Raw genomic sequence first — 12,892 nt, 5'->3', positions numbered from 1 at the left:
CGACACACTAGGAGCCCCTAGGGCCTCTGGGCGCAGCTAAAACACCCCAATATCCAGCTATCCATCACCCGCTGCGTTTTTACACGGTCTGGGCCAGAAGCAGACATTTGCTCCGGCCCTAACGCTGACTTTTGAAAGTGTGCACTACAGTAGGCCCGATTCACTTTCTCCTAATCGGATCAGCGCCCAGCAGCTCTTGCCGCAGCCTCAATCCAAGCCGGCATGTTCAAGTAGCCGTTATCACGAACCCAATCGTAGGTGCGGTATATCTCGCTGAACAGTTTCTTCACCCCGTTTACTTCGCTTGCCAGTAATCCAGGGGGTTCTTGCCTTGCGTATCAGTCCCTTTCTGAGGGTCTTTGACGCTATGGATGTCGATTGCCAAGATTCCCTTGTTGAGCTCGTGACTCCGCTTGATCTCGTGGCGCACCCACTCGCGATCATAAGTTTGTGCACCGAAGAGAACGACGGTGACTGAGGTTCCCTTCAGCTGCCCCTCGATCCATTGTTCAATACCGCCTGCGCGCTTCTTGGCTTCTTCAAACTCAGCCTTATCGTAGAACGGAGGAGCTCCATCTCCGGGGCGAACCACCCAAGAGTTCCGCACCTGCATGACGCGCTTTTTCGTATCTTTATGCTCGCTTGAGCTTTAACACATTGCTTTCCGCTAGCCTGTCCAAGTGATCGGCATACCACTGCATCATCACCTTGCGCTGTTCCAGATAGGTGCTCTTGTCGTAGACGCCTCGGACGCCTTCCTTGACGTGGGAAAGCTGGGCCTCGACGTGCTGTGAGTCGAAACCGTTTTCGTTGAGGATGGTGCTGGCCAGATGGCGGAAACCATGGCCGGTCTGGCGTCCCTCGTAGCCTAGGCGGCGCAGCGCCATAAGGAATACCTGCCAGTGGTTTGCAGGGAAAAAACTAGAGAATGGACGTTTTCCGGCTGACTCCCTGGAGCTTGTTAAAGCGGGCTGAAACTATGGACGCTAAGCAGGTTGCTCAGTGGATGCTCGACCAGTTAACAAAGGACGACTGCATCTACCAGGATGATGTTGTCGACTACTTAGTGAAGGGCAATGCTGAGCCTTTGCTGAGGGAGAACAGCGACGGCAATTTGGTTTTGGGGCGCGCTGTGCTTGATGCCTTCAAGGCTGTTTCCGAGTTGACGGTTGTTTGGGTGAAGCCTGAGAGATATTGGCGATGGCGTGTTCCTGAGGATGAGCCAGGGCGTGAAGCCCGAGGTTGATCGACATTTTTTCGACACCCAAAGAAAAACCCCTGACTTTCTCTAGGAAAATCAGGGGTTTATTTGGTGGAGCCGGGGGGATTTGAACCCCCGTCCGCCAGTTCGCCGCTATCGGTTCTACATGCGTAGCCATCTCTATTGAGTTAACTCCGCGCGGCCCGAGTGGCAGGGTGCTTGGAGCGAGCTGCATAAGTTTTAGCCGTTACACCTGCAGCGAGCTTGGCGGCGATCCTGTTCTATCTGACTGACCAAATCTTCGGGTTTACAGGCATCCCCTAGGGTCAGCTAGCGGCACTTAGGCGGCTAGGGCGTAGTTGTCGTCGTTGGCAACTATAAGTTTGCAACAGTGGATTTACGAGTTCTGTTACCAACTCGGCATGCCCCTCAAGTTTTGTTACCGGCGTCGAATCCTAATCGGCCCCAAAACGGTGGTGCTTGGTAGTGCGACGCGCAGTGTACGGCAAAGGTTCCGCAGCGTCGACCAGCGGAAGGTCATACACTATCGGCACAGGTTGCTGGAGGGATCACGATGAGCCGCGGTGCACTGCCAGGGTGGGCGTATGGCTGTTGAGCGCAAACCGCTTTTTAGCTGGGTGTGGCGTGCCTTTGTGCAGAGCGCGCTGGTGCCTCTGGTGTTGGTGGAGTCGGTGCTGATTGCCGTGTATCTGCTGACCAACGGGGCCATCCGCGATGCTCAGGTTGAGCACTTGCATGAGACGGCGCTGGAGAGTCTGGATGTGGCCGTGCGGCGTGAGGCGCGGGTGATCGACGGGCAGTTGCGTGCATTGATCAGCCACCTGCAGGTCTATCGTGATGCTCTGGCTGTTGCCCTGCAGGATCGACGTTATCAGCCGGATCAGTTGGAAATCGCCCGGCATGCCGTAACGCCTTCCGGGGTGTTCTTCAGTCTTCGCGATGAGGGACGCGCGGCGTCGTTTTATTCGGCCAGTACGCCGCAGGCGCAGCAGGATCATGCCAAGGCGTTGCGCCTGGCACAGGTCGATCCGTTGATGGCATCGATCCGCTCGGCCAATCCGCAGGTATCGGCGATCTATTTCAACAGCTGGGACAGTTACAACCGGATTCTGCCGTTCTTCATGACGCCGGAGCAGTATCCGCATGACATGGTCATTCCCGAGTACAACTTCTATTACCTTGCCGATGCCAAACACAACCCGGCGCGGCGCGAGGTGTGGACCGACGTCTATCTGGATCCGGCAGGGCTTGGCTGGATGATGTCGGCAATTGCGCCGGTGTATCGCGGCGATTTTCTCGAGGGTGTCGCCGGCCTGGATCTGACCGTAGGCAAGCTGCTTGAACAGATCAGCCGCTTGAACGTGCCATGGTCCGGCTACGCCCTGCTGGTCAGTCGGGATGGCCGCATTTTGGCGCTGCCCCCTGCGGGTGAAGCGGATTTTGGCCTGCGTGAGCTGACGCATTACTCCTATGACGAAGCGGTGCGCCGCGAGCAGCTCAAGCCGGAAGACTTTCGCCTCGATCTCAAACCTGGGCTGCAGCCGCTGGCCCGCAGTGTGGTTAGTACCGCTAGTGGCCTGGACGAAGTGCTGCTCGGTGGGCGCCAGCAACTGGTGGCCTGGAGCGAGATTGAGCAGACCGGCTGGCGCCTGCTGATGGTCATGGATGAAGACCGGGTGTTTGCCCAGACCAACAGTCTGGCGCAGCGCTATTTGAACCTGGGCTACTGGCTGATTGCCGGTCTGGTGGGTTTCTACGTGGTGTTCTTTGCCCTGATGTGGCTGCGGGCGCGGCGTTTGAGCCATTTTCTGGCTGATCCCATCAGTGGGGTGATGGCGATGATGCGGCAGATCGGCGAGGGCAACTACCGGCCGCCGATGCAGCATTCGAGCATCAGCGAGCTTGAGGATATGGCACAGGCTGTGGCACAGACCGGCACGCATCTGTCGGCCAGCGAGCATGAGCGCTGGGAGGCGCAGCAGCATTTGCAGGTGGTGCTAGAGGGCACGACGGAGAGTATCTGGGATGTCGATGTGGCACAGCAGAGCATGCACATCAGCGGCCGTTTCATTCGGCGTTTTGGCCTACCGGAGGGGCGTTTGCCGCTGCGGCAGTTCAATGAGCGTATTCATCCGCAAGACCGCGAGCGTGTTCGGCAGCTGCGCGAGCGCCTGATCGAGCAGGGTGGTGTCTTCGATGCCGAGTATCGCTTTGCCGATGCGCAGGGGCAGTACGCCTGGTTGCTCAGTCGCGGCAGGGTGATTGAGCGCGACGAGCGTGGACAGGCGTTACGTATCAGTGGCACGCACATGGATGTATCCAGGCTCAAGGCGGTGGAGGAGGAGTTGCGCACGGCGAGTGCGCAGGCGCAGGCGGCCAGCCAGGCCAAAAGTCGCTTCCTGTCGAGCATGAGTCATGAGCTGCGCACGCCGCTCAATGCCATCAATGGGTTTGCCCAGTTGATCGAGCTGGAGTGCGAAAGTCGCGAGGGGCTTGAGCAGCCGCATGGCTATGCGCGCGAGATCATCGTGGCCAGCCAGCACCTTACATCGCTGGTCGATGACATCCTCGACCTGTCGAGCCTGGAATACGGTCGTCAGCAGCTACAGGTCGAGGCTGTCAGCGTGGCGGAGATGCTGCGCAGCTGTGCCGAGTTGATTCAGCCTGAGGTGCAGTCGCGGCGCATGCAGCTGTTGCTGGAACCGGTGGCCAGTGATTTGTATGTGCAGGCGGACAGTCGCCGTCTGCGTCAGGTGTTGCTCAACCTGCTGTCCAACGCGCTTAAGTACAACGCCGGGGGCGGTGAGGTGCGCCTGGGTAGCGAACTGAGCGCAGAGTGTGTGCGTCTGTGGGTGGAAGATCAGGGGGCGGGTCTGACAGCGGCGCAGCAGCAACAGCTGTTTCAGCCCTTCCAGCGTCTGGGGCGGGAGAACTCGAATACCCCAGGCACAGGTATCGGTCTGGTGCTCTGCCGCGAGCTGGCGCTGCTGATGGGCGGACAGGTGGGCTTGCGCAGTGCGCCGGGGCAGGGCTGTCGTTTCTGGATCGAGTTGCCGCGGGTGGCTGCACCCACTGCGATCGGCAGCGAAGAACCGGTGCCGCCGCTGGCAGCGGCGCGTCCGCAGCTCTTGTGTGTCGAGGATCATCCGGCCAGCCTGAAGGTGGTGCAGGAGGCGTTGCGTGGCCTGGCCGATGTGCGGGGCGCGAGTACCTTGCGCCTGGCGCGCGAATATCTGGCGCAAGGGTTGCCGGCTTTGCTGTTGCTGGATATCGACCTGCCGGATGGCAGTGGTCTGGAGCTGCTCGACGAGCTGCGTGATCGGCGCGTGCCGGTGTTGGTGGTTAGCGCTGTTGCAGATGAGCGAGTGTTTAGCGAGGCGCTGGCGCGAGGTGCGGTGGGTTGCCTGGTCAAGCCGCTGGACTTGCAGCGGCTACGCGAACAGGTGCGCCAGCAGTTGCTCTGAGGCAGCTGGCGCCTTAGCGCTGTTCGTGGCGGACGGCGCGCTGGATTTCGCGGTTGGAGTCGCGTTCCTTTTCCACGTCGCGCTTGTCGAATTCCTTCTTGCCCTTGGCCAGGGCAATTTCGCACTTGATCAGGTGCTTCTTCCAGTAAAGCTTCAGGCAGACGCAGGCATAGCCCTTCTGCTGCACGGCGCCAAAAAGCTTGCCCAGTTCGCGCTTGTGCAGCAGCAGTTTGCGGGTACGCAGCGGATCGGCGATCACGTGAGTGCTGGCAGTCGTCAGCGGGGTGATGTGGCTGCCCAGCAGCCAGGCTTCGCCATCCTTGAGCAGGACATAACTGTCGACCAACTGTGCTTTGCCGGCGCGTAGGCTTTTCACTTCCCAGCCGGACAGGGCGAGACCCGCCTCGAAGCGGTGCTCGATGAAATAGTCGTGCAGCGCCTTCTTGTTCTGCGCGATGGTGCCTTCGGGGTGTTTCTTTTGCTTGGCCATAGGGGCGGCATTATAAGGACGCCGAGGGCACTCCGCCATGCTGCCGTGCTTGAGGGGCGAGCCGATATCTCCGACAATTCCCGCGCACATCCCGCCACGCGCCTTCAGAAACGTCGTGGCGTTCAACCGCAGGCGGAAGAAGTCAGATTATGAGTACCCATATCCAGCGTTCGGCGTTGTTGCCCTTTCCGGCGCAGGCCCTGTATGCGTTGGTCAACGATGTGGCGCGGTATCCGGAGTTTCTGCCATGGTGCGCCGCGGCCTCGGTGCTGGAGGAGACGCCCGAACTGATGCGTGCTGGCCTGACGGTGGCCAAAGGCAGCATCAGTCAGCGCTTTGTCACCCGCAACACCCTGACGCCGGGGGCCAGTATCGAGATGAATCTCGAAGAGGGGCCGTTCAGTCAGTTGCATGGTGTGTGGCAGTTCAAGGCGCTGGGTGACAAGGCCTGCAAGATCAGCCTCGACCTGACCTTCGATTACGCTGGACCTTTGGTCAAGGCTACGCTGGGCCCCTTGTTCACTCAGGCCGCCAACACCTTGGTCGATGCATTTTGTCAGAGAGCGAAGCAACTTCATGGATAAGCAGACGCTGGTTGTTGAGGTGGTCTATGCCCTGGCGGACAAGCAGAAACTACTGAGTCTCAGTGTGCCGCGTGGAACCACGGTGCGCGAGGTGGCGTTGCGCTCGGGGATGGATGCTTTTTTCCCAGGACTCGATCTGGCGGCTGCGCCGCTGGGGATTTTCGGCAAGGCGGTCAGCAAACCTGATGAGCGCGTGATCGAGGAGGGCGAGCGGGTGGAGATCTACCGGCCGCTGATTGCTGACCCCAAGGAAGTACGTAAGCAGCGCGCGGCCAAGGCGGCTCAGGCTAAACAGGCCGACGAAAACACCGAGGCGTAATTGATATGCACAAAAAAGCCCGGCATTTGCCGGGCTTTTTCTGATTGCCGAATTATTCCGGCATGGGCTCCAGCGGTTCCGGGGTCGGCACCGGAATGGCTTCCACACTGTCGACTTCCTGCTGGATCTGTTCTTCCAGTGAGCCAGGAGCTGCGCGCTCGATGAGTTCGCTTTGAGGCTTGCTGCTGTCGGATGGCGTGACGCGGGTTTCACTGCCGCTACCGCGGATTTCGTCGTCACGGGAGACGCCGGGCATGAAGTCGCCGGACAGGCCAGCCAACTGATCGTTATTGAAGATCAGGCTGACGCGTTCCTGCTGACGTTGTCCGCCGCCGGGCTGGATGCTGTACAGATAATCCCAGCGATTGGCGTGGAAAGTGTCGGTAATTAGCGGGTTGCCCATGATAAACCGCACTTGCCGTCGGGTCATTCCGGGCTTGAGCTGGTCTATCATGTCCTGCGTTACGACGTTGCCCTGCTGGATGTCGATTTTGTACACCCCGGGAAATGAACAGCCGGCAAGTGCGGCGAGCCCGACAAGGGTGAGACTGGTCAGCATGAGCTTGGCTTTTTGCATCAAGGGGCGACTTCCACTATCTTGGGGCCACGAAAAATCCCGATGATACCCGCATTGCGGAGTGCTGCGAAGCACTCCAGCCGAGAAAGCTGACCATGGTAGAAAATAGCGAACTGCGCAAAGCCGGCCTCAAAGTGACCCTGCCACGGGTCAAGATCCTGCAGATGTTGGACTCTGCTGGTCTGCGTCACATGAGTGCCGAAGATGTCTACAAGGCGTTGATGGAGGCGGGCGAGGATGTTGGCCTGGCGACCGTCTATCGCGTGCTGACCCAGTTCGAGGCGGCAGGCCTGGTGGTACGGCACAACTTCGACGGCGGCCATGCGGTGTTCGAGTTGGCCGATGGCGGCCACCACGACCACATGGTGTGCGTCGATACCGGCGAAGTGATCGAGTTCATCGATCCTGCAATCGAGAAGCGGCAGAAGGAAATCGTGGCCGAGCACGGTTTCGAGCTGGTCGATCACAACCTGGTGCTGTACGTGCGCAAGAAGAGTTAATTGTTCTGTGCATAAACAAGAACGGCGACCTAGGGTCGCCGTTCTGCATTTAGGGGGGCGGTTCAGGCACAGCTAGCCGCCAGCATTTTACGGGCGTGAGCGAGGGACTCGTTGGTCAGGTCGAGGCCTCCGAGCATGCGTGCCACTTCCTCGATGCGCTGTTCGGCGTCCAGTGTGGCGACGGCGGTGCGGGTTTCCTCACTGCCGCGCTGCTTGTGCACGAACAGGTGCTGATGGCCCTGGGCGGCAACCTGCGGCAGGTGTGTGACTGTGAGTACCTGGCCGCGCTCGCCGAGCCGGCGCAGCAGCTGGCCGACCACTTCGGCAGTGGGGCCGCCAATGCCTACGTCGACTTCGTCGAATACCAGGGTGGGCACGCGCGAGGTTTGCGCAGTGATCACCTGGATGGCCAGGCTGATGCGTGACAGCTCGCCGCCGGACGCTACCTTGGCCAGGCCTTTGAGCGGTTGGCCGGGGTTGGCGCTGACCTGAAACTCGATCTGTTCCAGGCCGTTGGGTTGCAGGCTGTCGCTGTTCTGTGGGCTGAATTGTATGTTGAAGCGTCCGCCGGGCATGCCCAGGCGCTGCATTTCAACTTCCACGGCGTTGGCCAGTGTGCTGGCGGCAGCCTGGCGCAGCTGGCTCAGTTCGCTAGCCTTTTCCTGATAATGGCGGGCGTAGGCGGCCAGTTCGTCAGACAGTCGCTCGATGGCTTCATCGTCGGCATTCAGGCTTTCCAGTTCGTCCAGCAGGCGCTGCTGCAGTTGGCCCAGATCGCCGGGTTGCACGCGGTGCTTGCGCGCCAGGCTATAGATGCTGTCTAGGCGGTCTTCCAGCTGCTGCTGACGCTGTGGGTCGGCATCGAAATGATCGATAAAGCGATTGAGTTCGCCGACGGCTTCCTCTACCTGGATCTGTGCGCTGGCCAGCAGGTTGGTGGCCTCGCTGAGCGCGCCTGGTTGATTGCTGAAGGCGCCGAGGCGGTTGAGGCTGGCGGTCAGTGCCGACAGGACGTTGCCGGCATCGCTCTCGCTGCACAGCTCAAGCACCTGGCGGCAGGTGCCGAGCAGTTGTTCGGCATTGCTCAGGGTCTTGTGTTCCTGCTCCAGTTGCTCCAGCTCGTTGTCGCCAAGGGAGAGATTCTCCAGCTCTTCCAGTTGGTAGCTGAGCAACTGATGGCGGGCGCGCTGTTCATCGCTGCTGCTGGACAGGCGTTCAAGCTCGCTGCGGATCTGTTTCCAGCGCTGCGCCGCCAGCTGTACCTGGCGGGCCAGGTCGCTGGTGCCGGCGTATTCATCGAGCAGCCGGCGATGGGTGTCGGGTTTGAGCAGGGACTGGTGTTCGTGCTGGCTGTGAATGTCGATCAGCAGCTCGCCAAGTGCCTTGAGGTCGCCTTGTGGGCAGGGGCTGCCATTGATATAGGCGCGCGAGCGGCCCTCGCTGGTGATGACCCGGCGCAGGATGCATGGGCCGTCAGTGTCCAGGTCGCGCTCACTCAGCCAGCTGCGGGCTTCGGGAATGTCGGCCAGATCGAAGCTGGCGAGAATATCGGCCTTGTCCGCTCCCGGACGAACCACGCCGCTGTCGGCGCGGTCACCCAGTGCCAGGCCGAGGGCGTCCAGCATGATCGACTTGCCGGCGCCGGTTTCCCCGGTAATCACGCTCATGCCGCTCTGCAGCTCGAGGTCGAGGTGTTCGACGATGGCGTAGTTGTGAACGGAGAGGTGCACCAGCATGGCAAGGCTCCTGAAAATTAAGACTGTTCATTTATACAGTAGTTGTTTTTCTGCTGGCAATCACCTCTTGCCCTTGAAATGGTTAAAACCATCCCCAGATTAGGGGCATGCAAACGAGCGGTGCCTCGTTATCGATTGAAAGGAGAGGACGATGTCTGACGAACAGATTCTGGATAACCAGGGCCCTGAGGCTGCGCAAGCAGCGCCCGATCTGCAGGCGCGCGTCGCCGAGCTGGAAGAGCAGCTGGCTGCTGCCCAGGATCAGTCGCTGCGTGTGGCGGCCGATCTGCAAAACATCCGCCGGCGCGCCGAGCAGGATGTCGAGAAGGCGCACAAGTTTGCCCTGGAAAAATTCGCTTCCGATCTGCTGCCGGTGGTCGACAGCCTGGAGCGCGGTCTGGAGCTGTCCAGCCCGGACGACGAGGCGATCAAGGCCGTGCGTGAAGGCATGGAACTGACCCTCAAGCTGTTCCACGACACCCTCAAACGCTATCAGGTCGATGCAGTGGATCCGCATGGTGCGCCGTTCAACCCGGAGCATCATCAGGCCATGGCCATGCAGGAAAGCCATCACGTCGAGCCGAACAGCGTGCTCAAGGTGTTCCAGAAGGGCTATCTGCTCAATGGCCGCCTGCTGCGCCCCGCCATGGTGGTGGTCAGCAAGGTGCCGGCTGAGCCCGCACCGTCGATTGATGAGCAGGCTTGAAATCTGCCAAGCCGGCCCCATCTGTTAGATCAAGCGAATCAAGTGCCGAGGCGCGGACCAAATCATCGGTCGCCAGCGCCGCCAACGTTAAAGACATAGTTTCTGGAGAGTGAAAATGGGCAAGATTATTGGTATCGACCTGGGCACCACCAACTCCTGCGTGGCGATCCTGGAAAACGGTAGCGTCAAGGTCATCGAGAACGCCGAAGGCACTCGTACCACTCCTTCGATCATCGCTTACAGCAACGATGGCGAAACCCTGGTCGGCCAGAGCGCCAAGCGCCAGGCCGTGACCAACCCGCAGAACACCTTGTACGCGGTCAAGCGCCTGATCGGCCGCCGTTTCGAAGAAGATGTCGTGCAGAAAGACATCAAGATGGTGCCGTACAAGATCGCCAAGGCCGACAACGGTGACGCCTGGGTGGAAGTGAAGGGCCAGAAGATGGCACCGCCGCAGATTTCCGCCGAAGTGCTGAAAAAGATGAAGAAGACCGCCGAAGACTACCTCGGCGAGGCCGTGACCGAAGCGGTGATCACCGTGCCGGCCTACTTCAACGACAGCCAGCGTCAGGCCACCAAAGACGCCGGCCGCATCGCTGGTCTGGACGTCAAGCGCATCATCAACGAGCCGACTGCGGCTGCGCTGGCCTATGGCATGGACAAGGCCAAGGGCGACTCCACTGTGATCGTCTATGACCTGGGCGGTGGTACCTTCGACGTGTCGGTGATCGAGATTGCCGAAGTTGACGGCGAGCACCAGTTCGAAGTGCTGGCCACCAACGGCGACACCTTCCTGGGTGGTGAAGACTTCGACATCCGCCTGATCGACTACCTCGTTGACGAGTTCAAGAAAGAAAGCGGCATGGACCTCAAGGGTGATCCGCTGGCCATGCAGCGCCTGAAAGAAGCCGCTGAAAAGGCCAAGATCGAGCTGTCGTCCAGTACTCAGACCGACGTCAACCTGCCGTACATCACTGCAGACCAGACCGGTCCGAAGCACCTCAATGTGAAGATTTCCCGCGCCAAGCTGGAAGCACTGGTTGAGGACCTGGTTGCCCGTACCATCGAGCCTTGCCGTACTGCGCTGAAGGATGCCGGCATCGACGTTTCCGAGATCAATGAAGTGATCCTGGTCGGCGGTCAGACCCGCATGCCGATGGTGCAGCAGAAGGTTGCCGAGTTCTTCGGCAAGGAAGCGCGCAAGGACGTCAACCCGGATGAAGCTGTTGCCATCGGTGCGGCCATTCAGGGTGCGGTGCTGTCGGGTGACGTGAAGGACGTACTGCTGCTCGACGTATCCCCGCTGACCCTGGGTATTGAAACCATGGGTGGCGTGATGACTGCGTTGATCGAGAAGAACACCACCATCCCGACCAAGAAGTCGCAGGTGTTCTCCACTGCCGACGACAACCAGAGTGCCGTGACCATTCACGTGCTGCAGGGTGAACGCAAGCAGGCCAGCAGCAACAAGTCGCTGGGCAAGTTCGACCTGGCCGAGATTCCGCCGGCTCCGCGTGGCGTTCCGCAGATCGAAGTGACCTTCGACATCGACGCCAACGGCATCCTGCATGTGTCCGCCAAGGACAAGGCTACCGGCAAGCAGCAGTCCATCGTGATCAAGGCCAACTCCGGCCTGTCCGAGGAAGAAATCCAGCAGATGGTGCGTGATGCCGAGGCCAACGCCGAGGAAGACCGCAAGTTCGAAGAGCTGGCCACTGCCCGCAATCAGGGCGATCAGCTGGTGCATGCTACCCGCAAGATGATCACCGAAGCGGGCGACAAGGCGACTGCCGAGGAAAAAGCGGCTATCGAGAAGGCTGTCGAAGAGCTGGACGCCGCCGTCAAGGGCGACGACAAGGCGGCTATCGAAGCCAAGATGGCGGCGCTGTCCGAAGTCACTGCTCCGCTGGCGCAGAAGATGTATGCCGAACAGGCTCAGGCAGCTGATGCCGGTGCGGCGGGCGACGCCAAGGGTGCGGCAGACGACGTGGTCGATGCCGAGTTCGAAGAAGTGAAAGACAACAAGTAAGCGTCACGCTCCCCTCCGGCTCACCTGCGGGTGAGCATGATCTGTCGCGCGGGAGCTTGCTCCCGCGTCGGCGTATCTGGACGGTACGAATTGAAGGTGCAGGAAAGTTATGGCCAAGCGTGACTATTACGAAGTGCTCGGAGTCGAGCGCGGTGCCAGTGAGGCGGAGCTGAAAAAGGCTTATCGCCGCCTGGCGATGAAGTTTCACCCGGATCGCAATCCGGACAACAAGGAAGCCGAGGAGAAGTTCAAGGAGGCCAACGAGGCCTACGAAGTCCTTTCCGATGCTGCCAAGCGCTCGGCCTACGATCAGTACGGCCATGCCGGCGTCGACCCGCAGATGGGGGGCGGCGGTTTCGGTGGCGGCGGTGGCGCGAGCTTCTCCGACATCTTTGGCGATGTGTTTAGTGATTTCTTCGGCGGTGGTGGTGGTCGTGGTGGTCGCGGCGGGGCTCAGCGTGGTGCTGACCTGCGCTATACCCTTGACCTTGATCTGGAAGAGGCGGTGCGCGGCACCACCGTGACCATCAAGGTGCCGACTCTGGTGGGTTGCAAGACCTGCGATGGCTCCGGTGCCAAGAAGGGCACCAGCCCGGTGACCTGTACCACCTGTGGAGGCGCCGGACAGGTGCGCATGCAGCAGGGCTTCTTCTCGGTGCAGCAGACCTGCCCGCGGTGTCATGGCAGCGGCAAGATGATCACCGATCCCTGTGGCAGCTGCCATGGTCAGGGGCGCGTAGAAGAACACAAGACGCTGTCGGTCAAGGTGCCGGCGGGTGTCGATACAGGTGACCGCATTCGCCTCTCGGGCGAGGGCGAAGCCGGGACGCAGGGCGGTCCGGCGGGCGATCTCTACGTGGTGGTCAGTGTGCGCGAGCACTCGATCTTCCAGCGCGATGGCAAGCATCTGTACTGTGAGGTGCCGATCAGCTTCGCCGACGCGGCGCTGGGTGGCGAGCTGGAAGTGCCGACTCTGGATGGCCGGGTCAAACTGAAAATCCCGGAAGGCACTCAGACCGGCAAACTGTTCCGCCTGCGCGGCAAGGGCGTGGCCCCTGTGCGTGGTGGCGATGCGGGCGACCTGATGTGTCGGGTGGCGGTGGAGACGCCGGTCAACCTGAGCAAGCGTCAGCGCGAGCTGCTGGAAGAGTTCCGTGGCTCGCTGGAAGGCGATAGCTCGCACTCGCCGAAGGCCAGTGGCTGGTTCGAGGGTGTGAAGCGCTTTTTTGGCGACCTCTGATTAATAACGCTGCAGCTTGGAGCTG

13 protein-coding genes, 1 other RNA gene and 1 pseudogene are annotated in these 12,892 nt (G+C 60.4%); 9 read left to right on the top strand and 6 right to left on the bottom strand.

What is annotated here, in order from left to right:
• Positions 1–295: 295 nt before the first annotated feature.
• Positions 296–613, bottom strand: a complete 318-nt coding sequence (locus HNP49_RS09010) for a TIR domain-containing protein (protein WP_260407089.1) — start codon at positions 611–613, stop codon at positions 296–298.
• Between the two features lie 19 nt (positions 614–632).
• A pseudogene (locus HNP49_RS09005) lies at positions 633–896 on the bottom strand (tyrosine-type recombinase/integrase); the annotation flags it as partial.
• Here HNP49_RS09005 and HNP49_RS18825 point away from each other — a divergent pair.
• Positions 886–975 (top strand): DUF2158 domain-containing protein, encoded by a 90-nt coding sequence (locus HNP49_RS18825; RefSeq protein WP_311772093.1) that lies wholly within the window; start codon positions 886–888, stop codon positions 973–975. The pseudogene HNP49_RS09005 and the gene HNP49_RS18825 sit on opposite strands and share 11 nt — an antisense overlap.
• A 4-nt stretch (positions 976–979) precedes the next feature.
• Complete coding sequence (locus HNP49_RS09000) at positions 980–1,246, top strand: DUF6953 family protein (protein ID WP_184682486.1); 267 nt, start codon at positions 980–982, stop codon at positions 1,244–1,246.
• A gap of 64 nt (positions 1,247–1,310) precedes the next feature.
• On the opposite strand, the gene ssrA is transcribed toward HNP49_RS09000, so the two are convergent.
• Positions 1,311–1,668: a transfer-messenger RNA gene (gene ssrA, locus HNP49_RS08995) on the bottom strand.
• A gap of 138 nt (positions 1,669–1,806) precedes the next feature.
• Between ssrA and HNP49_RS08990 the strand changes: the two genes are divergently transcribed.
• On the top strand, positions 1,807–4,686 hold the full coding sequence (locus tag HNP49_RS08990) for an ATP-binding protein (RefSeq protein ID WP_184682484.1): 2,880 nt from the start codon (positions 1,807–1,809) through the stop codon (positions 4,684–4,686).
• Positions 4,687–4,699: 13 nt separating this feature from the next.
• Here HNP49_RS08990 and smpB read toward each other — a convergent pair whose 3' ends face one another.
• Positions 4,700–5,176 (bottom strand): SsrA-binding protein SmpB, encoded by a 477-nt coding sequence (gene smpB / locus HNP49_RS08985; RefSeq protein ID WP_184682483.1) that lies wholly within the window; start codon positions 5,174–5,176, stop codon positions 4,700–4,702.
• Positions 5,177–5,325: 149 nt separating this feature from the next.
• On the opposite strand from smpB, the gene HNP49_RS08980 reads away from it, so the two are divergent.
• Both HNP49_RS08980 and HNP49_RS08975 read left to right on the top strand, forming a co-directional pair.
• Positions 5,326–5,760 carry a type II toxin-antitoxin system RatA family toxin gene (locus HNP49_RS08980; protein ID WP_184682481.1) on the top strand — a complete coding sequence of 145 codons (435 nt, stop codon included), beginning with the start codon at positions 5,326–5,328 and terminating at the stop codon, positions 5,758–5,760.
• Positions 5,753–6,079, top strand: a complete 327-nt coding sequence (locus HNP49_RS08975; protein WP_184682479.1) for an RnfH family protein — start codon at positions 5,753–5,755, stop codon at positions 6,077–6,079. The genes HNP49_RS08980 and HNP49_RS08975 overlap by 8 nt, the downstream gene beginning before the upstream one ends.
• 52 nt (positions 6,080–6,131) lie before the next feature.
• On the opposite strand, the gene HNP49_RS08970 is transcribed toward HNP49_RS08975, so the two are convergent.
• Positions 6,132–6,656, bottom strand: a complete 525-nt coding sequence (locus HNP49_RS08970; protein ID WP_184682477.1) for an outer membrane protein assembly factor BamE — start codon at positions 6,654–6,656, stop codon at positions 6,132–6,134.
• Between the two features lie 95 nt (positions 6,657–6,751).
• Between HNP49_RS08970 and fur the strand changes: the two genes are divergently transcribed.
• The gene (gene fur / locus HNP49_RS08965; RefSeq protein WP_184682476.1) at positions 6,752–7,156 is read left to right on the top strand and encodes a ferric iron uptake transcriptional regulator; all 405 of its coding nucleotides are present in this window, start codon (positions 6,752–6,754) and stop codon (positions 7,154–7,156) included.
• 62 nt (positions 7,157–7,218) lie between these two features.
• On the opposite strand, the gene recN is transcribed toward fur, so the two are convergent.
• Complete coding sequence (gene recN, locus HNP49_RS08960) at positions 7,219–8,892, bottom strand: DNA repair protein RecN (RefSeq protein ID WP_184682474.1); 1,674 nt, start codon at positions 8,890–8,892, stop codon at positions 7,219–7,221.
• A 151-nt stretch (positions 8,893–9,043) separates the two neighbouring features.
• Here recN and grpE point away from each other — a divergent pair, with 151 nt between their 5' ends.
• The 3 genes from grpE to dnaJ all read left to right on the top strand — a co-directional run bounded on the left by grpE (position 9,044) and on the right by dnaJ (position 12,867).
• A complete protein-coding gene (gene grpE, locus HNP49_RS08955; RefSeq protein WP_184682472.1) occupies positions 9,044–9,598 on the top strand; it encodes a nucleotide exchange factor GrpE in 555 nt (184 codons plus the stop codon).
• Positions 9,599–9,713: 115 nt separating this feature from the next.
• Positions 9,714–11,627, top strand: coding sequence for a molecular chaperone DnaK (gene dnaK, locus HNP49_RS08950; RefSeq protein ID WP_184682470.1), 1,914 nt, complete (start codon positions 9,714–9,716; stop codon positions 11,625–11,627).
• 109 nt (positions 11,628–11,736) lie between these two features.
• Complete coding sequence (dnaJ, locus tag HNP49_RS08945) at positions 11,737–12,867, top strand: molecular chaperone DnaJ (protein WP_184682469.1); 1,131 nt, start codon at positions 11,737–11,739, stop codon at positions 12,865–12,867.
• Positions 12,868–12,892: the final 25 nt, after the last annotated feature.

Origin of the sequence: Pseudomonas fluvialis (assembly GCF_014207935.1) — a bacterium.
In the GTDB taxonomy this organism is placed as follows: domain Bacteria; phylum Pseudomonadota; class Gammaproteobacteria; order Pseudomonadales; family Pseudomonadaceae; genus Aquipseudomonas; species Aquipseudomonas fluvialis_A.
The sequence above is the reverse complement of the archived record's forward strand: the minus strand, read 5'-3'. Positions and strand labels throughout refer to the sequence as shown.